The organism is Mycobacterium sp. TH-M11 (assembly GCF_057473725.1).
This window is the reverse complement of the sequence record NZ_JBYCLD010000291.1, coordinates 1-20,275: the sequence shown is the minus strand read 5'-3', so window position 1 is coordinate 20,275 and position 20,275 is coordinate 1. Positions and strand designations below refer to the sequence as shown.

At 67.2% G+C, this 20,275-nt stretch carries 14 protein-coding genes and 1 tRNA gene; 10 read left to right on the top strand and 5 right to left on the bottom strand.

The window, feature by feature from the left end:
• Positions 1-5 precede the first annotated feature (5 nt).
• Both AC2VOG_RS12015 and AC2VOG_RS12010 read left to right on the top strand, forming a co-directional pair.
• Positions 6-3,143 (top strand): ATP-dependent helicase, encoded by a 3,138-nt coding sequence (locus AC2VOG_RS12015; protein WP_486940121.1) that lies wholly within the window; start codon positions 6-8, stop codon positions 3,141-3,143.
• Positions 3,140-6,439 (top strand): ATP-dependent helicase, encoded by a 3,300-nt coding sequence (locus tag AC2VOG_RS12010; protein ID WP_486940120.1) that lies wholly within the window; start codon positions 3,140-3,142, stop codon positions 6,437-6,439. The genes AC2VOG_RS12015 and AC2VOG_RS12010 overlap by 4 nt, the downstream gene beginning before the upstream one ends.
• Here the strand turns inward: AC2VOG_RS12010 and AC2VOG_RS12005 are convergent.
• On the bottom strand, positions 6,436-6,822 hold the full coding sequence (locus tag AC2VOG_RS12005; RefSeq protein ID WP_486940143.1) for a DoxX family protein: 387 nt from the start codon (positions 6,820-6,822) through the stop codon (positions 6,436-6,438). The genes AC2VOG_RS12010 and AC2VOG_RS12005 overlap by 4 nt on opposite strands.
• Before the next feature lie 48 nt (positions 6,823-6,870).
• Here AC2VOG_RS12005 and AC2VOG_RS12000 point away from each other — a divergent pair, with 48 nt between their 5' ends.
• Both AC2VOG_RS12000 and nudC read left to right on the top strand, forming a co-directional pair.
• A complete protein-coding gene (locus AC2VOG_RS12000) occupies positions 6,871-7,944 on the top strand; it encodes a potassium channel family protein (RefSeq protein WP_486940119.1) in 1,074 nt (357 codons plus the stop codon).
• Positions 7,945-7,946: 2 nt separating this feature from the next.
• Complete coding sequence (gene nudC, locus AC2VOG_RS11995; RefSeq protein WP_486940118.1) at positions 7,947-8,870, top strand: NAD(+) diphosphatase; 924 nt, start codon at positions 7,947-7,949, stop codon at positions 8,868-8,870.
• 81 nt (positions 8,871-8,951) lie between these two features.
• Here the strand turns inward: nudC and AC2VOG_RS11990 are convergent, their stop codons facing one another.
• Positions 8,952-9,209: a mycoredoxin gene (locus AC2VOG_RS11990; protein WP_486940117.1), complete on the bottom strand. Its 258-nt coding sequence runs from the start codon at positions 9,207-9,209 to the stop codon at positions 8,952-8,954.
• Positions 9,210-9,286: 77 nt separating this feature from the next.
• Here AC2VOG_RS11990 and AC2VOG_RS11985 point away from each other — a divergent pair, with 77 nt between their 5' ends.
• The 3 genes from AC2VOG_RS11985 (at position 9,287) to AC2VOG_RS11975 (ending at position 12,015) form a co-directional block, all read left to right on the top strand.
• Positions 9,287-11,386 (top strand): ATP-dependent DNA helicase UvrD2, encoded by a 2,100-nt coding sequence (locus AC2VOG_RS11985; protein ID WP_486940116.1) that lies wholly within the window; start codon positions 9,287-9,289, stop codon positions 11,384-11,386.
• Between the two features lie 95 nt (positions 11,387-11,481).
• Positions 11,482-11,619 carry a hypothetical protein gene (locus AC2VOG_RS11980; protein ID WP_486940115.1) on the top strand — a complete coding sequence of 46 codons (138 nt, stop codon included), beginning with the start codon at positions 11,482-11,484 and terminating at the stop codon, positions 11,617-11,619.
• 132 nt (positions 11,620-11,751) lie between these two features.
• Positions 11,752-12,015: a WhiB family transcriptional regulator gene (locus AC2VOG_RS11975; protein WP_486940114.1), complete on the top strand. Its 264-nt coding sequence runs from the start codon at positions 11,752-11,754 to the stop codon at positions 12,013-12,015.
• 12 nt (positions 12,016-12,027) lie between these two features.
• Here AC2VOG_RS11975 and AC2VOG_RS11970 read toward each other — a convergent pair whose 3' ends face one another.
• From AC2VOG_RS11970 to AC2VOG_RS11960, 3 genes are all read right to left on the bottom strand, one after another.
• On the bottom strand, positions 12,028-13,368 hold the full coding sequence (locus AC2VOG_RS11970; RefSeq protein ID WP_486940113.1) for a macrolide-binding ATPase MABP-1: 1,341 nt from the start codon (positions 13,366-13,368) through the stop codon (positions 12,028-12,030).
• 255 nt (positions 13,369-13,623) lie between these two features.
• Positions 13,624-14,460: a cyclodehydratase gene (locus tag AC2VOG_RS11965; RefSeq protein WP_486940112.1), complete on the bottom strand. Its 837-nt coding sequence runs from the start codon at positions 14,458-14,460 to the stop codon at positions 13,624-13,626.
• A 36-nt stretch (positions 14,461-14,496) separates the two neighbouring features.
• The gene (locus AC2VOG_RS11960) at positions 14,497-15,873 is read right to left on the bottom strand and encodes a zinc-dependent metalloprotease (protein ID WP_486940111.1); all 1,377 of its coding nucleotides are present in this window, start codon (positions 15,871-15,873) and stop codon (positions 14,497-14,499) included.
• A gap of 134 nt (positions 15,874-16,007) precedes the next feature.
• On the opposite strand from AC2VOG_RS11960, the gene AC2VOG_RS11955 reads away from it, so the two are divergent.
• From AC2VOG_RS11955 to AC2VOG_RS11945, 3 genes are all read left to right on the top strand, one after another.
• Complete coding sequence (locus AC2VOG_RS11955; protein ID WP_486940110.1) at positions 16,008-17,030, top strand: YlbL family protein; 1,023 nt, start codon at positions 16,008-16,010, stop codon at positions 17,028-17,030.
• A gap of 89 nt (positions 17,031-17,119) precedes the next feature.
• The gene (locus AC2VOG_RS11950) at positions 17,120-20,098 is read left to right on the top strand and encodes a UPF0182 family protein (protein WP_486940109.1); all 2,979 of its coding nucleotides are present in this window, start codon (positions 17,120-17,122) and stop codon (positions 20,096-20,098) included.
• Positions 20,099-20,159: 61 nt separating this feature from the next.
• Positions 20,160-20,233, top strand: a tRNA-Met gene (locus tag AC2VOG_RS11945).
• Positions 20,234-20,275: the final 42 nt, after the last annotated feature.

Below are 20,275 nucleotides of genomic sequence, written 5' to 3'. Positions count from 1 at the left end.
CTGCCATGTCCTACCGCTGGGGCCCGCAGGCCCGCATGTTGTTCGATCCCGGTCTGCGCGGGACGGTGCGGGTGCTCGGTGGGCCGGGCACCGGAAAGAGCTCCCTGCTGATCGACGTGGCGGCCACTCGCATCGGCGCGGGCACCGACCCGGAATCGGTTCTACTGCTGACGGGTTCGGGCGTACTCGGAGCGCAGGTGCGAAGCGCGCTGACGATGCGTTTGCTGAGCGCCCGAGACGTCGGTACCCGGCCCGCGGTCATCCGGGAACCGCTGGTGCGCAGCGTGCACAGCTACGCGTTCGCGGTGTTGCGGCTGGCGGCCCAGCGTGCCGGCGGCCCACCGCCCAGGCTCGTCACCAGCGCAGAACAGGACGCGATCATTGCCGAGTTGCTCGCCGGCGAGATCGCCGATGGTGCCGTTGCGTGGCCGGCAGAATTGCGCGGGGCGCTGGGCACCGCGGGTTTCGCCGCTGAGCTGCGTGAGCTGCTGACCCGCTGTGCCGAGCGAGGAGTCGACCCGCAGCAACTCGAGCGGGTGGGCCGGATCTCGGCGCACCCGGAATGGTCGGCCGCGGGCCGCTTTGCGCGCGGCTACGAGCAGGTGATGCTGCTGCGTGCTGCGGTGGGAACGGCCGCCCCGCAGGCGACCACGCCGGCGGTCGGGGCGGCCGAGCTGGTCGGTGCCGCTTTGGAAGCATTCGCTGTCGATCCCGAGCTACTGGCCGGCCAGCGGGCCAAGATCAGCGTGCTGCTCGTCGACGACGCTCAGCAACTGGACCCGCAGGCCGCCCTGCTGGTGAGGGTGCTGGCCAGCGGCGCCGACGTAACGCTGCTGGCCGGCGATCCGGACCAGGCGGTGTTCGGCTTCCGCGGTGCCGAGCCGGCAGAGCTCCTGGGCGACGAGTCGCCGTCGGTCACGCTGACCATGTCACATCGCTGTGCGCCGGCGGTGGCGCGGGCTGTCTCGGGCATCGCGGGCCGACTCGCGGGTGGCGGCGAAATGACCGGCAGCGGCGACGATGCCGGGTCGGTGCTGGTCAGGCTGGCCGGCTCCACCGGCGCGGAGGCCACGATGATCGCCGACTATTTACGGCGGGCGCACCTGGTGGACGGGGTGCCGTGGTCGCAGATGGCTGTCGTCGTCAGGTCGGTGCGGCGGGCGGCCGGGTTGCCACACGCGCTGGCGCGCGCCGGCGTGCCGGTGGCGCCGGCCGCACTCACCGGGCCGCTAGCCGCCCAGCCGGCCGCGCAGGCGCTGCTGACGGTGCTGGCCGCGACCGCCGACGGGTTGACGGGCGCGCAGGCGCTGACGCTGCTGACCGGCCCCATTGGTCGGGTCGACCCGGTGTCGCTTCGCCAATTGCGGCGCACGCTTCGGCGGGCCGACATTGGCTGTCCGGCAAGGGAATTCTTCGACGTGCTGGTCGAGGCGCTGGGCGACGCATCGTCGGTTCGGCTGAATGCGGCCCAGGCCAGGCCGCTGCAACGGGTGCGCGCGGTGCTGGAAGCGGCGGCCGGCTCGCACCGTCGGGGGGAGGATCCGCGTGCCACGCTGTGGGCGGCGTGGCAACGATCCGGTCTGCAACGTCGCTGGCTGACGGCGTGTGAGCGGGGTGGCCCCGTCGGGGTTCAGGCCGGCCGCGATCTCGACGCAGTGACGGCATTGTTCGACGCTTGCGACACGTACCTGTCGCGGACCGCCGGGGCATCCCTGGGTGGCCTGATCGATCATCTGATGACCGAGCAACTGTGGACGGCCGGTGCCCAACCGCCCGCGGCTGAGCAGGTCGCGGTGCTCAGCGCACACGCGGCACTGGGCCGCGAGTGGGACCTGGTCGTGATCGCGGGCCTGCAGGAAGGATTGTGGCCCAACACGATTCCGCGTGGCGGGGTGCTGGGCACCCAGAAGCTGCTCGATGTGCTCGACGGGATTGCCGAGAATGCGTCGATGCGGGCGCCGCTGCTGGCCGAGGAACGGCGACTGCTGGTTGCCGCGATGGGCCGGGCGCGAACGCGGTTGCTGGTGACAGCGGTCGACGGAGAAACCAGTGGCGTCGACGAGGCCAGCATGCCCTCGCCGTTCTTCGGCGAGATCGCTCAGTGGTCCACCGGGGACGCCGACGCCGCTTCACCCGATGGCGGCGACCCGCTGCAGCCGGTCGTCGCGCCCCGCGTGTTGTCGGCCAGTGCGGTGGTGGGCCGGCTGCGCGGCGTGGTGTGCGCGCCCCAGGGAGCGGTCAGCGACACGATGCGCGACTGTGCCGCAGCGCAATTGGCGCGCCTGGCTGCGGTGGGGGTGCCGGGCGCGGATCCGGCCGACTGGTACGGTTTAGCGCCGGTCAGCACCACCGAACCGATGTGGGCTGGGGACGACCATCCAGATCACGTGGTCGTCCTGACGCCGTCGAGCCTGCAGATGTTGATCGACTGTCCGCTGCGCTGGATGGCCGAACGCCACGGCGGGACGGATCCGCGGGATCTCACCTCGACGGTCGGTTCGGTGCTGCACGCGTTGATTGCCGGGCCGGGCAGCGGCGAGACCGAACTACTCGCCGCGCTGGAGCGGGCTTGGCAACATCTGCCGTTCGAATCACGTTGGTACGCAGACAACGAACTCGCCCGACACCGGGCCATGGTCCAGACGTTTCTCACCTGGCGGGCGCAGACCCGCGGCGAGCTGACCGAGGTCGGCGTCGAAGTCGAGGTCGACGGCGTTCTGGACGACGGTAATGTCCGGCTACGTGGCCGGGTCGATCGCGTCGAACGCGATGCGGCCGGGCGGTTGGTGATCGTCGACGTCAAGACCGGCAAGACGCCGGTCACCAAGGACGCCGCGCAGCGACACGCTCAGCTGGCGGCCTACCAGCTCGCGGTGGCCGACGGTCTGGTCGATCACGGCGACGAGCCCGGTGGCGGTCGGCTGGTCTACCTCGGTAAGACGGGATCGGGTGGTGCCACCGAGCGTGCCCAGGATCCGCTGACCCCCGACGCTCTTGACCAGTGGCACAGGCGGGTCCGCGACGCGGCTGGGGCCACCGCCGGTCCGCAGTTCATCGCCCGGGTCAACGACGGCTGTGCACACTGCCCGCTACGGCCCAGCTGTCCGGCGCACACCGGGCTCGACGGAACGGAGTCGGAATGACGGTCCTGGCGGCACCGCGCTATAGCCCGGCCGAATTGGCCAGCGCATTAGGACTTTTCGAGCCGACCGAGGAACAGGCGGCGGTGATCGCCGCTCCACCTGGGCCGCTGGTCGTGATCGCGGGAGCCGGTGCCGGCAAGACCGAGACGATGGCGGCCCGGGTGGTCTGGCTGGTCGCCAACGGCTACGCCGACCCTGGCCAGGTGCTGGGACTGACCTTCACTCGCAAGGCGGCCGGGCAGCTGCTGCGGCGGGTCCGGTCGCGGCTGGCCCGGCTCGGCGGCACCGGGTTGGCCTTCGGCGAGCAGCCCCGCGCGCCGATCGGTGAGCCCGCCGGGACGCCGGTGGTCAGCACCTATCACGCCTTCGCCGGCCAACTGCTGCGCGAATACGGCCTGCTGTCGACTCCGGCGTACGCGCATCCCGTCGAACCCGACACCCGGCTGCTCAGTGAGACCGAGCTCTGGCAGCTGGCCTTCGACGTCGTCAACACCTACCCGGGTGCGCTGCAGACCGAGAAGAATCCGGCCGCGGTCACCGCGATGGTGCTGAAGTTGTCGGGCCAGCTTGCCGAGCACCTGGTCGAGACGAGCCAGGTCTGTGACACTCACGTCGAGCTCGAACGACTGGTACACACCCTGCCCGCGGGCCGATATCAGCGCGACCGCGGACCCAGCCAGTGGCTGCTGCGGATGCTGGCCACTCAAGCCGAACGGACCGAGCTGGTGCCACTGATCGACGCCTTGCACCGGCGGATGCGCGCGGAGAAATCGATCGATTTCGGCAGCCAAATGGCTTGTGCGGCAAGGCTGGCCATGGCTGTCCCACGGGTTGGCGAGCAGCTGCGCGGCCGCTACCGGGTTGTCCTGCTCGATGAATACCAGGACACCGGCTACGCGCAGCGCATGTTGTTGTCGGCGCTGTTCGGCGGCGGGGCCGACGAGCGACTGGCGTTGACGGCCGTTGGTGACCCGATCCAGTCCATCTACGGCTGGCGCGGCGCGTCGGCAACCAACCTGCCGCGCTTCACCACCGACTTTCCGATGTCCGACGGCAGCCCGGCGCCGGTGCTGGAATTGAGCACCAGCTGGCGTAACCCGCCGACCACCCTGCACGTCGCCAATGCCGTGTCGGCCGATGCGCGAGGGCGCTCGGTCGCGGTGCACGCGCTGCGCTCGCGACCTGATGCCGCGCCCGGCACGGTGCGCTGCGCGCTGCTGCCCGACGTCCTCGCCGAACGCGACTGGCTAGCAGACCATCTGCAGCAGAGCTATCAGCGGGCCGCCGCCGACGGTGTCGCGCCGCCGACCGCTGCAGTTCTCGTGCGCCGCAACGTCGACGCCGCACCGATCGCCGCCGCGCTGCGTGCCCGCGGAGTCCCCGTCGAAGTGGTGGGGCTGGCCGGTCTGCTCTCGGTTCCCGAGGTTGCCGACGTGGTCGCGATGCTTCGCCTGGTCGCCGACCCCACCGCCGGCGCAGCCGCGATGCGAGTGCTGACCGGTCCCCGGTGGCGACTCGGGGCCCGCGACGTCGCGGCGCTGTGGCAGCGCGCGCTCGCCCTCGACGGCCCCCGGGCGGTGCCGTCGGATGTAACGGCGGAGCAGATCGCCGAGTCGGCCGGCTCGCAGGCCGACGCCGCGGGCTTGGCCGACGCGATCGCCGATCCCGGTCCGGCCCAGAGCTATTCAGCCGAGGGGTTTCGTCGCATCGTAAAGCTCGCCGGCGAGCTGAGCACGCTGCGCAGTCACCTGGGCCATCCGCTGCCCGATCTGGTCGCAGAGGTCCGACGGCTGCTCGGCGTCGACTGCGAGGTGCGCGCGGCAGCGCCCGGCTCCGGCTGGGCCGGCACCGAACAGCTTGACGCCTTCGCCGACGTGGTCAACGGCTATGCCGACCGCAGCGCCGGCGACGACTCCTTCGCCTCAGTCGTTGGGCTGCTGGCCTACCTGGACGCGGCCGAGGTCGTCGAGAACGGTCTGGCACCGGCCCAGGTGGTCGTCGCCCAGAACCGGGTGCAGGTGTTGACTGTGCACGCCGCAAAGGGTTTGGAATGGCAGGTGGTCGCCGTACCGCATCTGTCGGGCGGGTTGTTCCCGTCGACTGCGCAAACCCGCACCTGGCTCACCGACGCCGCTGACCTTCCGCCGCTGCTGCGCGGTGACCGCTCCGCGAAGGGTGTGCACGGCATACCGGTCCTGGACACCTCGGACGTAACCGATCGAAAGCAGTTGTCGGACAAGATTTCTAGCCATCGCGCTCAGCTCGAGCAGCGCCGCGTCGACGAGGAACGCCGGCTGCTCTACGTCGCCATCACCCGGTCAGAGGACACGCTGCTGCTGTCCGGTCATCACTGGGCGGCCACCGGCGTCAAACCGCGCGGGCCATCAGCTTTCCTGTCCGAGCTCAAGGACATCATCGAGCGGTCCGCCGACGCCGGCCAGCCCTGCGGCATTGTCGAGCACTGGGCGCCCGCACCGGCCGATGGCGAACCAAACCCGTTGTGCAACGGTATTGTCGAGGCGATCTGGCCGGTAGACCCGCTGGCCGGCCGCCGCGCCGACGTGCAGCGCGGCGCCGAACGGGTCGCCGCAGCGATGGCGGCAGACACATCCACCCCGACACACGACGTCGAGGGCTGGACCGCCGACGTCGACGCGCTGCTGCGGGAGCGGGTCCAGGTCGCGGAACCGCCCGCATTCGCGCTGCCCAACGGACTGTCCGTCAGCAGCCTCGTCGACCTGGCCCGCGACCCGGATCACGCCGCGCAGCGCTTGGCCCGTCGACTACCGACACGGCCGGAGCCGCACGCATTGCTGGGCAATGCCTTTCACGACTGGGTGGAGCGGTTCTACGGTGCCGAGCGATTGTTCGATCTCGCAGACCTGCCCGGCGCGGCCGACGGTGACGCGGCCCAGCGTGACGCCGACGAACTCGCCGTGCTGCAGGAGGCATTCCTGGCCTCGCCGTGGGCCGCGCGCACACCAATCGCCGTCGAGGTGCCGTTCGAGATGGCCATTGGCGGCAGTGTGGTTCGCGGCCGCATCGACGCGGTCTTCGCCGACGCCGACGGCGGCGCGACCGTCGTCGACTGGAAGACCGGCGAGCCACCGCACGGCTCCGCTGCGGCCCGGCATGCCGCCCTCCAGCTCGGCGTCTACCGGATCGCCTGGGCCGCACTCAGCGATTGCCAGGAATCGTTGGTGCGTACTGCTTTTCACTATGTTCGGACCGGGCGCACCGTGGTGCCGGATGCGCTGCCGGAATCCGCTGAGCTGGCCGACCTGCTCGCCCGTTAGGAGTTGCGGGCGACCTTGAGTGCGGTGGTGATCATCGGAATCTGCAGCGGCAGCCGGGCCAGGGCGAAGATCCGCATCGGCAACGGCTTATCCCACCACAACCGGACCATGTTCAGGTTGCCCGGGAACACGGCGAGAAACAACGCGGCGGCGGACAGCGCAGCCAACCTGCGGGTACGCAGCGGCAGCAGCAGAGCTCCGATGACGATCTCGGCGACGCCGGATGCATAGGTGTAGAACCGTGGGCTGCCGGGCAGTTCAACGGGGATGATGCCGTCGAACGGCTTCGGGGCCACAAAGTGAAGGGTGCCGACGCCGAGCAACAGCGTCGCGATGCGGTAGGCGGACGTGCGGTCGGCGTCCCGGTGAGCACTCGTTGTGATGGCAGTCATGGTTACATTGTGTCGTGCGTCCGGACGAGCCGATGAGCTGTGGTCAAAATTAGCCGTCGGCGACGCGATCTCGACGAGACGTTGACCGGGAAACCCAGCTATGCGCTGGTCGACGTTGTGCGTGTCCCGGAGCGGCATGTCAGTCCAATCCGGGCTATCGGGCGCCGAGTCGTGATAGCGCTTCTCGGGTTGTTTGTCGCTGTAATCATCGTTTATGCCGATCGTGACGGTTACGCCGACGTGCGGCACACTCGGTTGTCGTTCCTTGACTGCGCCTACTACGCAACGGTGTCGTTGACGACCACGGGGTACGGCGATATCACGCCGTACACCGAATCGGCGCGCTTGGTCAACATCCTGATCGTCATGCCGCTCCGGATCATGTTCCTGATTGTTCTGGTGGGTACGACGTTTCAAGTCCTCACCGAGCGGTCTCGACAAGCCTGGAAAATCCAGCATTGGAGGACCAAAATGCGCGGCCATACTGTCGTCATCGGGTACGGCACCAAAGGTAAGACTGCGACCGCTTCGATGATCGAGGACGGAGTGAAGGCGGGCGCGATCGTCGTGGTCGACACCGATCAGGTGCCGCTTCACCACGCCACGGCCGCCGGCTTGGTCACGGTCCACGGCGACGCCACGAAGTCCGACGTGCTTCGTCTGGCCAGGGCTGAGCATGCTGCGGCGATTGTGGTCGCCACCAACCGCGATGACGCGGCAGTACTGGTGACTCTTACGGCTCGAGAGATCGCCCCCAACGCCAAGATCATCGCCGCGATTCGAGAGGCGGAAAACCAACACCTTCTGCAGCAGTCGGGCGCGGATACGGTAGTGGTCTCGTCGGCGACAGCCGGCCGATTGCTGGGCATTGCCACCACGACCCCCAGCGTCGTCGAGATGATCGACGACCTGCTGACGCCCTCGCATGGATTCGCCATCGCTGAGCGTGAGGTTGAGCAGATCGAGATCGGGGGCTCGCCGCGGCATCTTTCCGACATCGTGCTCGGCGTGGTCCGCGACGGTCAGCTACTTCGGATCGATGCTCCCGAGGTCGACGCTATCGAGACCGGCGACCGGCTGCTCTATGTCCGTAGTGCGGGGAAGCGGGGTTGAATATGGAATTTCACTTGAACAGCGTGCCGCTGCTGTCGCGCATCGGCGCCGATCGGGCCGACCAGGTGCGCACCGACACCGAGGCCGCAGTTGCCGGATGGTCCGACGCGGCCCTGCTCCGGCTCGATTCGCGCAACCAGGTGATGGTCGCCGAAGGCAAGGTTCTGCTCGGTAAGGCCACTGACCTGGCCGATAGGCCGCCGGCGGACGCGGTGTTCCTGGGCCGCTTCGACGACGGCCGACATGTGTGGGCGGTGCACGGCCCGCTGGAAGCACCCGAGGATCCGGCTGTGAGAGCAGAAGTTGCCGACCTGAGACGGGCCGGTCAACTGTTCGATCATGTTGGCGCACAGCTTGTTTCGACTGCGGCGGCACTGTTGAACTGGCATGCGAGCTCGCGATTCAGCTCCATCGACGGCTCGCCCACCAAACCGATTCGGGCCGGATGGGCGCGGGTCAACCCTGTCACCGGTCAGGAGGAATTTCCGCGCATCGACCCCGCGATCATCTGCTTGGTGCACGACGGCGGCGACCGTGCAGTGCTGGCCCGCCAGACGCTGTGGCCCGATCGGATGTTCTCGCTGCTGGCCGGTTTCGTCGAGGCGGGGGAGTCCTTTGAAACCTGTGTGGCGCGCGAGATTCGCGAAGAGATCGGGCTGACCGTCGATGGCATCCGCTATCTGGGCAGCCAGCCGTGGCCGTTTCCCCGGTCGTTGATGATCGGCTTCCACGCGGTCGCCGATCCCGCTGAGCCGTTCGCCTTCAACGACGGCGAGATCGCCGAGGCCGACTGGTTCACCCGCGACGAGATTCGCGCGGCGCTCGAGCTCGGCGACTGGAGCAGCGATTCGGAATCCAGGCTGCTGCTGCCCGGTTCGGTGTCGATCGCGCGGGTGATCGTGGAGTCCTGGGCTTACGCCCGGTGACGATGCCGGCCGGGGCGGACGGGGAGGAGCCGGGCAGTTCGGTCGGGCCCGGTGACGATGCCGGCCGGGGCGGACGGGGGGCTATCGGGCAGCCAGCTCGGCCAGCTTCGCCTTGACCTCGTTGGTGCTGGGGTTGGTCAGCGTCGAGTCGTCGGCGAACTTCAGCGTCGGCACGACGTGATTGCCGCCGTTGACCGAGCCGACGAAATCGGCGGCTGCCAAATCCTGCTCGATGTCGACTTCGTCGTAGGCGATTCCCGCGGACTTGAGCGCGGTCTTCAGTCGATGGCAGAAGCCGCACCAGCTCGTGCTGTACATGGTGATGGAAGCGTTGCTCATAGTCTCGCCAGGATAGTTGTCCTTGGCGGTGTGCCGCTGCCAGACGCTTGTCGGCGATCACTGCCAAGATGGACACCATGCCGGCGATCGCGGATTCCCTGACTGTCGATCTCGACGACGAGCAACGCGAGGCCGTGCTGGCTCCCCGCGGCCCGGTCTGCGTGCTGGCTGGGGCGGGAACAGGCAAGACTCGCACAATCACGCATCGCATCGCCCAACTCGTCGCGGCCGGACACGTCGCGCCAAGTCAGGTGCTGGCGGTGACGTTCACTCAGCGCGCTGCCGGCGAGATGCGGACGCGACTGCGCGCACTGGGGGCCGCAGCGCAGACCGGCGTCGGGGGAGTGCAGGCGATGACGTTTCACGCCGCCGCGCACCGGCAGTTGCGATACTTCTGGCCGCGGGTGATCGGCGACACCGGCTGGCAATTGCTCGACACCAAGTTCGCGGTCGTTGCGCGCGGGGCGACCAGCGCCGGTCTCAAGCTGAGCACTGACGACGTCCGGGACGTGGCCGGCGAGATCGAGTGGGCCAAGGCGTCGCTGATCTCTCCGGAGCAGTACCCCGAAGCGGTGGCCGCGGCATCCCGCGATGTTCCGCTGGACGCCGCCAAGGTCGCTGCGGTCTACACCGCCTACGAATCGCTCAAAGCCCGCGGGGACGGCGTCACGCTGCTCGACTTCGACGACCTGTTGTTGCACACTGCCGCGGCCATCGAGAACGACGCCGCGGTCGCCGAGGAGTTTCGAAACCGCTACCGATGCTTTGTCGTTGACGAATATCAGGACGTCACACCGCTGCAGCAGCGGGTGCTGTCGGCGTGGCTCGGCGACCGCGACGACCTCACTGTCGTCGGTGATGCCAACCAGACCATCTACTCGTTCACCGGGGCCTCGCCTCGCTACCTGCTGGACTTCTCCCGGCGTTTCCCGGACGCGACGGTGGTGCGCCTGGAGCGTGACTACCGATCCACACCCCAGGTGGTGTCGCTGGCCAACCGGGTCATCGCCGCCGCTCGCGGCCGGGTGGCCGGCAGCAAGCTGCACCTGGTGGGTCAGCGCGATCCGGGGCCCGAGCCCACGTTTGGCGACTATCCCGACGAGGTCGCCGAGGCGGCCGCGGTGGCCAAGTCGATCTCGCGGTTGGTCGACGCCGGCACGCCGCCCTCGGAGATTGCCGTGCTCTATCGCATCAACGCACAGTCCGAGGTCTACGAGGAGGCGCTGACCGAAGCGGGCATCGCCTATCAGGTGCGCGGCGGCGAGGGCTTTTTCAGCCGTCAGGAAGTCCGGCAGGCCCTGCTGGCGCTGCAACGGGCGGCCAACCGCGATACCGGCGATGTAGAGTTGCCCGACCTGGTCCGAGGCCTGCTCGAACCACTGGGCCTGACCACCGAACCGCCGTCCGGCACCCGCGCCCGGGAGCGCTGGGAAGCGCTGGCGGCACTGGCCGAACTGGTCGACGAAGAAGTCGCACTCCGCCCGTCGCTGGATCTGGCTGGGCTGGTGACTGAGTTGCGGAACCGCGCCGACTCACGCCACCCACCCGTCGTGCAGGGTGTCACGCTGGCCTCGCTGCACGCCGCCAAAGGCCTCGAGTGGGACGCGGTGTTCCTGGTCGGACTGACCGACGGCACGCTGCCCATCTCACACGCGTTGGCGCACGGTGGCGAGAGCGAAGCCGTCGAAGAGGAGCGTCGGCTGTTCTATGTCGGAATCACCCGGGCCCGAGTGCATTTGGCGATAAGCTGGGCGCTGTCGCGCAACCCGGGCGGACGTCAGAGCCGTAAGTCGTCCCGCTTCCTCAACGGTCTGTTGCCCCAGACGCAAGTCGAGCCCACGCAGAGCCGTTCGCGACGGAAAAGTGGACCCGCGTCGCGCTGCCGGATCTGCAACAACCAGTTGACCACCCCGGCAGCGATCATGCTTCGCCGCTGCGAGACGTGCGCCGCCGACATCGACGACGAGCTGCTGCTCGCGCTCAAGGACTGGCGGCTGCGCACCGCCAAGGAGATGAATGTGCCGGCCTACGTCGTGTTCACCGACAACACGTTGATCGCGATCGCCGAGCTGCTCCCTATCGACGCCGCCGCACTGGTCGCCATCCCCGGAATCGGTGCCCGCAAGCTAGAGCAGTTCGGACCCGACGTCTTGGAATTGGTTCGCAGCCGATGCTAAACCCGCAGGTCAGAAAATCGCTTGCGGCTCCACGCTGATAGCATTTAGCCTCAAACCGCGGTTCTCGTATGCCTAGACGAAAGGGGGGAGCCCTCATGATCCTGATCAATGCGTTCGACGTACGCCCAGCCGGCGCCGGCTCCCGCCATGCCGCCGCCGCCTTGGCGGCTGCGCACAAGCGTATTGCCGCCGCCAAGACCCCGCGTCCGTGGATCGGGGCTCCACCCAGGTAGGAAGCCCACAATCTCGCCAGAAGGCCACGGACCCGAAGTCACCAGGATCCGTGGCCAATTTTTTTCCGCACTACCCGCCACTGGTCCGTAACCCCCGACATGCCCGCCAGACCAGGAAGCAGGTAGCACGACATGACCACGGAACGTGATCCCGATGATCAACAGACCGAGTTGCCTTGTCACGCTAGCGATCCCGATCTTTGGTTCGCTGACAGCCCGTCCGATTTGGAACGCGCCAAGCAGTTGTGCGCCGAATGCCCGGTTCGGCGGGCCTGCCTGGCTGCCGCGCTGGACCGCGCCGAACCGTGGGGAGTGTGGGGCGGCGAGATCCTCGATGGGGGTTGTGTGGTGAGCCGGAAACGTCCGCGGGGCCGCCCCCGTAAGGTCGCTGCGTAGCAGCAAAAGACGTTATACCGCAGCGGCATCCGGCTCAGCGAAGCCGGGGACCAGCTCCGCGGACAGCTGCTGGGTTGGCACATGCGCGTCCAACTGGCACAGAATCGCCATCGACGTCGCGAGCACCCGCATCGGGATCGCCAGCTTGGGCGGTAAATTCATCTGTCGTGCCGTTTTGATTTGCGAGACGCCCTGATTAAGTTGACGATTGGCCATGCGCTGCAACCATTTACGGGTGTAATGGAAGACCTCGACCTCGACCGGTTCGACGTACTGGCGCAGCATCTCGTCGATGTCGCGGACCGACACCTGCTCGCCCTTCTGAATGAAGCCGACCTTCTCCATCGTCGGCAGCACCATCTCGTAGTTCTTGTCGCGGGCATAGCGGATCGTCGCCCCCAGCTCAACCGGGAAACCGCCGGGAAGCGGTGCGACAGCACCGAAGTCGATCACGCCCATTTTTCCATCGGGCATCAGCATGAAGTTGCCCGGATGGGCGTCACCGTGAATCATCTCGATGCGGCGTGGTGAGTCGAAGATGAACGCGGCCAACCGAGTTCCCAGCAGGTCACGCTGCTCGACGGTGCCGTCGCGGATGATGTCGGCCATCGGAATGCCTTCGATCCACTCCTGGATCACGACTTTGGGGGCGCTGGCCACCACATGCGGGATCAGGTAGTGCGGATCGCCCTCGTAGGCCTTGGCGAAGGCGCGCTGATGCTCCGCTTCGAGCCGGTAGTCGAGCTCCATCTCGGTACGCTCGATCAGCTCGTCGACGACGCCTTCGACGTCCACCCCCGGGGCAAGCTGCTTGACCACACTGATCATGCGACGAAGCGTCTTCAGGTCGGCTCGTAGCGCTTCGTCGGCGCCGGGGTATTGGATCTTGACGGCGACTTCACGGCCGTCGGCCCATACGCCTTTGTGCACCTGTCCGATGCTGGCTGATGCCACGGCGGTGTCGTTGAACTCGGAGAACCGTTGACGCCATTTGGTGCCCAGCTGGGCGTCCAGTACCCGGTGCACTTTGTCGGCGGGCAGCGGCGGCGCATCTTTCTGCAGCTTGGTCAGCGCTTCGCGGTAGGGCTCGCCGAACTCCTCGGGGATCGCGGCCTCCATCACCGACAAGGCCTGTCCGACCTTCATCGCCCCACCCTTGAGCTCGCCCAGCACGGTGAAGAGTTGCTTGGCGGCTTTCTCCATCAGCTCGGCGTTGACCTCGTCCTGCGATTTGCCGGCCAGCCGCTTGCCGAACCCGAGAGCCGTACGACCGGCGATGCCGCCCGCCAAACCCGCCAGCTTCGCGTTGCGCGCCGCACCACCGCGTTTGATGTCTGCCACGTCGTACCTCACATTTCCCGAAACACATTAAAGTGCCCGATACGCTCAAGTGTGCCTCACAATGCGTACTCGCCTTCATCCGTCTCAGCCAGGCGACCGAGGAATCGACCTTGCTCGAACGCCAGCGCGACGTGATCAAGCAGTGGTCAGCAGCCAGCGGCAACGAGGTTGTGGCTTGGGCTGAGGATCGATACGTACGACCCGTGCGATGCTCCTGCCCTTGGGCCCTGGCGCGCTCCTGAGCGAGTGGGGGTTGTCCAGGCGTCGTCAGCACGAACACAGCGGATGCTTCGGCCATTGCCGCGCCACTATCCCGCCGGCATGAACGTCGAACTCGAGCGTGGCGCCCAACGATGCGGGTGGTTCGGGGTCGGTCCCGCGGATCGCCCCGATCACCCGGTTGACCTGGGTGAGCGCCAGTGCCGCGGTGGCCAGCAGCGTTGCGCGATCGGCCACGCCGACGGTGTCGCGTAACTGCGCCGCGACCGCCGGCCACGCCGCATCGCGATCCCGGCGGTGTAGGTCGGCGCAGTCCAGGCAGCTGGTCTCCCCGGGCACGACCAGGGGGCCGACCAGTCCGGTGCCGTCACGCACCCGCACCGCGAGGTGCGCGACGCGGTGGGCGTGCAGTTCGCGCAGCATGCGCGGGTCGGCACCGAGGTTGTCGGATAACACCACCAGGTCGGTCTCGGCGGAGGTCACCGCGGCATGTGGCTGGTTGCTCTGCGTGATCCGAGCTCCCGAGCACCGCAGTCCCTCGGCCAGCAGCTCGGACAGCGGGCCGCGGCCGTGTACCCGTATCGACGCAGAGCGCGTCGGCCGCTGGGGGGTCCCGCGGGTGGCGACGCCGGCCGTCACCAATTGCGCAACCAGATCGCCCAACTCGCGGTCGCTCAGCCCGCTGGATTGGCGTTGCAGCTCGTCGATCGGCACCGGCGAGTGCATCGCCCGCAGCACAGCGGCCAACCCGGTCGTGCTCACGCCGCGCGGAGGCCGGATCAGCAAGGCGCGGCGCGGGCTCCAGCCGACTTGTACGGCACCGTCGGGGCGAAGCAGCACCGGCAGCGCCGGGTCCAGTGCATACAGCTCCCCAACTTGAGCCATCGTGGCACTGTGCCACCGACGAGCGGGCAGCGGAATTCAGCTATCCCCAGAGCCGTCGTCGTCGCGTGAGCGCCGCTCGAATTCGGCGATGGCTTCGTCGATACCACTAGTGTCGCCACCGAGCGCGCGGTCGATGAAACCGGCCGGGTCATCGAGATCATCGGAACCGGGCAACAGGTCGGGGTGCTGCCACACCGCATCGCGAGCGTCGACGCCGACGGCCTGAGTCAGCCGCTCCCACAGCGCCGCGGCCTCCCGCAGCTTGCGCGGCCGCAATTCGAGTCCCACCAGCGTGGCGAAGGTCTGCTCGGCCGGCCCGCCAGTCGCGCGGCGGCGGCGCAGCGTCTCGCCGAGCGCGGCCGCGCCGGGGATGCGGTCACCCAACGCGGCGTTCACCACCGTCTGCACCCAGCCCTCGATCAACGCCAGCAGCGTCTCGAGCCGTTCCAGCGCATGGGTCTGCTCCGGCGTGGCCTTGGGTTCGAACACTCCTTGTTCCAGCAGTTGCTCCATGGCAGCGGGGTCGCTCAGCGAGGCTGGGTTGAAATCGCGTGCCAGCTCCTCGAGCCCGTGCATGTCGACCTTCATGCCCTTGGCGTACGCCTCGACCGCGCCGAGCAACTGGCTCGACAGCCACGGCACGTGACTGAACAAACGATGATGGGCGGCCTCGCGGGCCGCGAGGAACGTGACGATCTCGCTGCGTGGCTGCTCGAGCCCGTCGGCAAACGACTCGACCGCGTCGGGCAGTAGCGCCGCAATTCCCTTGGGGCCCAGCGGCAATCCGATGTCGGTGGATGTCAGTACTTCTTTGGACAATCGGGCCAACGCCTGGCCCAGCTGAGAGCCGAATGCCATCCCGCCCATTTGCGACATCATCGAGATCAGCGGGCCGGCCATGGCCTTGGCTTCCTCGGGCAACGCCGATGCCCATACCGTCGCGATCTGCTGGGCCATCGGATCGCAGAGCCGCTTCCAGGTTTCCAGAGTGTTGTCCACCCAATCGTTGGGCGTCCAGGCAATCGCCTTGGTGGTGCCGGCGGGCAGGACGGTCACGCCATCGAGCCAGGTCTCGGCGAGGTGCACGGCGTCGCCGATCGCCTCGCGGGTCGCAACCGGGATGGGTGCCACGAACCCGATCGAGCTGGCCGCCAGCTGGCGGGCCAGCTCGTAATTCACCGGGCCGGAGGACTGCCCGCCCATCGACCCGGCGCCACTGAACATCTGACCCAGTCGGGTGAACATCTGGCCGAGGTCGGCGACGTTGAATTGGCCACCGAGACCGCCCAATCCGAATGGGTCAGCAGACCCCGAGCCGGACTCGGGATCGTTTTCGCGGCGCTTGTCGCGGTCCGGGTCGTCTCCCGCGGAAAACCCGAAAGGCAGGTCAGCCATGTCCACAACGGTACTCACCGGCTGCCCGCGACGTGCACACTGGCGTCACGCTCTGAGTGAACCCGCCACCCGATGCAGACCGGGACGGTCTGGAAAAAGGAGCCGGGCCGGTGAACCGGGCAGGTCCTGGCTCTGCGTCTAGTGTTAGCGACGTGAACAGGCGGATTCTGACGCTGATGGTGGCTCTGGTCCCGATCGTGGTCTTCGGTGTGCTGCTCGCCGCGGTGACGGTGCCTTACGTGTCGCTGGGGCCGGGTCCGGCGTTCGACACCCTGGGCGAGGTGGACGGCAAACAGGTCGTCGAGATCAAGGGCACCCAAACACACCCGACGACCGGCCACCTGGACATGACGACGGTCTCCCAGCGCGACGAGCTCAGCCTGGCCGAGGCGCTGACGCTGTGGCTGTCCGGGCAGGAGCAGCTGATGCCGCGCGATCTGGTCTACCCGCCCGGCCAGTCGCGCGACGAAGTCGACAAGGCCAACGACGCCGATTTCAAGGAGTCGGAGCACAACGCCGAATTCGCGGCCCTGGGTTACCTGAAATACCCGGACGCCGTCACGATCGTGACGCTGACAGATCCCGGGCCGTCGGTGGGCAAGCTACAGGCCGGCGACGCGGTCCAGGCGGTCAACGGCAAGCCGGTAGCGAACGTGGAGCAGTTCACGTCGTTTCTGAAGACCACCAAACCCGGACAACACATCACGGTCGATTTCCGCCGCAAGAACGCGCAGCCCGGGTCGACCCAGATCACCTTGGGTCATCACCCCAAGGGCGACTACGGCTTCCTCGGAGTCTCGGTGACGGATGCGCCGTGGGCGCCGTTTGCGGTCGACTTCAACCTGGCCAACGTGGGTGGACCGTCGGCCGGGTTGATGTTCAGTCTCGCCGTCATCGACAAGCTGACAACCGGAGATCTGGCCGGCGCCAAGTTCGTGGCGGGCACCGGCACGATCAGGCCGGACGGCGAAGTCGGCAAGATCGGCGGCATCGGACACAAGATGAGCGCTGCCCGCGACGCGGGTGCGACGGTGTTCCTGGTGCCGGCCGGGAACTGCTACGAAGCCACCGCCGAAAAGGTGCCCGGCCTTCAGATGGTCAAGGTCGAGACCCTCAGCGGAGCGGTGGACGCGCTGCACGCTGTGACCTCGGGCGGGAAGCCGCCGAGTTGTTAGCCCGTGCGGATTGTGACCGGGCCGGTCCGCAGGTCATGCGTACAGTCGACGGCACAACCACTGTTGAAACCGAGCAGGGAGCGTAGCTAGTGGGGATGCGGCCCGCCGCCAGAATGCCAAAGCTGACTCGACGCAGCCGGACACTCATCGCGATCGCGTTGGCCGTGATCGGTCTGCTGCTGATCGGGCCCCGCTTGATCGACGCCTACGTCGACTGGCTCTGGTTCGGCGAACTGGGCTATCGATCGGTTTTCACCACAGTCTTGATGACCCGGCTGATTTTGTTCGTTGTCATCGGGTTGCTGGTTGGCGGAATCATGTTCGCCGCTATGGCGCTGGCGTACCGGACCCGGCCGGTGTTCGTCCCCAGCAACGGCAGCGATCCGGTCGCGCGCTACCGCGCCGTGGTGATGTACCGGCTGCGGATCATCGGCGTCGGGGTACCGGTGACGATCGGGCTGCTCGCCGGTATTGTCGCGCAGACCTTCTGGGTCCGTATCCAACTTTTCCTGCACGGCGGCAGCTTTGGCCTCGGTGATCCGCAATTCGGTAAAGACCTCGGCTTCTACGCTTTCGAGCTGCCCTTATATCGGCTGGGGCTCAGCTTTCTCTTCGTGGCGGTATTCCTGGCTTTCGTCGCGAACCTGGTGGCGCACTACATCTTCGGCGGCATCCGACTGTCAGGGCGCACAGGCGCGCTGAGCCGCTCGGCGCGTATCCAGCTGATCAGCTTGGCGGGAACACTGGTGTTGCTCAAGGCGGTCGCCTACTGGCTGGATCGATACGAGTTGCTCTCGCATACCCGGGCGGGCAAGCCGTTCACCGGAGCCGGTTATACCGATATCAATGCGGTGTTGCCGGCCAAGCTGATCCTGTTGGCGATCGCGGTGATCTGCGCGGTGGCGGTGTTCTCTGCGATTGTGCTGCGCGACTTACGGATCCCCGCTATTGGTTTGGTGTTACTGCTGCTGTCGTCGATGGTGGTCGGTGCGGCGTGGCCGCTGATCATCGAGCAGTTCAGTGTCAAACCCAATGCGGCGCAGAAGGAACGCGAATACATCAGCCGAAGCATCACCGCGACCCGGCAGGCCTACGGATTGACCGAAGACGTGGTGACCTATCGGGATTACAGCGGCGACGGCAAGGCCACCGCGCAGCAGGTGGCATCGGACCGGGCCACCACCTCCAACATTCGGCTGCTTGACCCGACGATCATCAGCCCGGCGTTCACCCAGTTCGAGCAGGGCAAGAACTTCTACTACTTCCCCGACCAGCTGGCGATCGACCGCTACCGCGATCATGACGACCGCCTGCGCGACTACGTCGTCGCCGCCCGCGAACTCAATCCGGACCATCTGATCGACAACCAGCGGGACTGGATCAACAAGCACACGGTTTTCACGCACGGCAACGGCTTCATCGCCTCGCCGGCCAACACCGTGCGCGGTATCGCCAACGACCCCAACCAAAACGGCGGATACCCGGAGTTCCTGGCCAGCGTCGTCGGGGCCAACGGCAGTGTGTTGTCCCCCGGGCCGGCGCCGCTGGATCAGCCGCGCATCTACTACGGGCCGGTCATCGCCAGTGCGCCCGCCGATTACGCGATCGTCGGGCGCAACGGCGTCGACCGGGAATACGACTACGAGACCAACACCGAGACCAAGAATTACACCTACACCGGTAGCGGCGGCGTTCCGCTGAGCGGCTTGATTTCCCGGAGCGTCTTCGCCGCGAAATTCGCGGAGCGGAACTTCCTGTTCTCCAACGTGATTGGATCGAACAGCAAGATCCTGTTCAACCGCGACCCAGCTCAGCGCGTGCAGGCAGTGGCGCCGTGGTTGACCACTGACAGCAGCGTCTACCCCGCGATCGTGAACAAGCGGCTGGTATGGATTATCGACGGCTACACAACGCTGGACAACTATCCGTATTCCGAGCTCACCTCGCTGTCGTCGGCCACCGCCGACTCCAACGAAGTCGCCTTCAACCGGTTGGCGCCTGACAAACAGGTGTCCTACATCCGCAACTCGGTCAAGGCCACTGTCGACGCCTACGACGGATCCGTGACGCTGTATCAGCAGGACGAGCACGACCCGGTGCTGCAGGCGTGGATGAAAGTCTTTCCGGGAACGGTCAAACCCAAGAGCGACATCAGCAGCGAATTGGCCGCGCACCTGCGCTATCCCGAAGACCTGTTCAAGGTGCAGCGGATGCTGCTGGCCAAGTATCACGTCAACGACCCGGTGACGTTCTTCTCGACATCGGATTTCTGGGATGTGCCGCTGGACCCGAACCCGACGGCCAGCAGTTACCAGCCGCCTTACTACATCGTCGCGAAAAACATTGCCACGGGCGATAATTCGGCGTCATTCCAACTGACCAGCGCCATGAACCGGTTCAAGCGCGACTACCTGGCCGCCTACATCAGTGCCAGCTCCGATCCGGCGACCTACGGCAAGATCACCGTGCTGACCATCCCGGGGCAGGTCAACGGCCCCAAACTGGCGAACAACGCGATCACCACCGATACCGCGGTGTCGCAAGATCTCGGTGTCATCGGTCGCGACAACCAGAACCGCATCAAGTGGGGCAATCTGTTGACGCTGCCAGTGGCCCAGGGCGGGCTGCTGTACGTCGAGCCGGTCTACGCGTCACCCGGTTCGAGCGACGTCGCGTCCTCCTACCCCCGATTGATTCGGGTGGCGATGATGTACAACGACAAGATCGGCTACGGACCGACGGTCGGCGATGCGCTGAACGGGCTGTTCGGTGCGGGCGCCAGTGCGACTGCGGCCGGTCCCGCGCCCACCGAGACCGGGTCGGGTGCGCCCGCCAGTGCACCGCAGGGTGGGGAGCCGCCCGCAAACCCGCCACCGCCGGCCGGCGCCCTCGCGCCCCCGCCCAGCGCGGCGGTCAGCTTGTCGCCGGCGAAAGCGGCTGCGCTCAAGGACGTCGAGACGGCGATGGGGGCGGCACGCGACGCGCAGAAGTCCGGCGATTTCGGCGCCTACGGCTCGGCGCTGCAGCGGCTCGACGAGGCGATCACCAAGTACAACAACGTGAAGTAGCGCTGGTGAGCGCGCGATTTGGTGGCGTCGGGCGCGTTGGCGTAACCTCATATTCACCCGTCGCGGGGTGGAGCAGCTCGGTAGCTCGCTGGGCTCATAACCCAGAGGTCGCAGGTTCGAATCCTGTCCCCGCTACTAGTAGAAACGGCCCTCGGAGATCACTCCGGGGGCCGTTTT

What these genes read in the sequence shown, in the direction of transcription:
- AC2VOG_RS12015 (WP_486940121.1), top strand. Translation starts at nt 6, where the DNA reads ATGTCCTACCGCTGGGGCCCGCAGGCCCGCATGTTGTTCGATCCCGGT.
- AC2VOG_RS12010 (WP_486940120.1), top strand. Translation starts at nt 3,140, where the DNA reads ATGACGGTCCTGGCGGCACCGCGCTATAGCCCGGCCGAATTGGCCAGC.
- nudC (WP_486940118.1), top strand. Translation starts at nt 7,947, where the DNA reads ATGGAATTTCACTTGAACAGCGTGCCGCTGCTGTCGCGCATCGGCGCC.
- AC2VOG_RS11990 (WP_486940117.1), bottom strand. Translation starts at nt 9,209, where the DNA reads ATGAGCAACGCTTCCATCACCATGTACAGCACGAGCTGGTGCGGCTTC.
- AC2VOG_RS11985 (WP_486940116.1), top strand. Translation starts at nt 9,287, where the DNA reads ATGCCGGCGATCGCGGATTCCCTGACTGTCGATCTCGACGACGAGCAA.
- AC2VOG_RS11980 (WP_486940115.1), top strand. Translation starts at nt 11,482, where the DNA reads ATGATCCTGATCAATGCGTTCGACGTACGCCCAGCCGGCGCCGGCTCC.
- AC2VOG_RS11975 (WP_486940114.1), top strand. Translation starts at nt 11,752, where the DNA reads ATGACCACGGAACGTGATCCCGATGATCAACAGACCGAGTTGCCTTGT.
- AC2VOG_RS11965 (WP_486940112.1), bottom strand. Translation starts at nt 14,460, where the DNA reads ATGGCTCAAGTTGGGGAGCTGTATGCACTGGACCCGGCGCTGCCGGTG.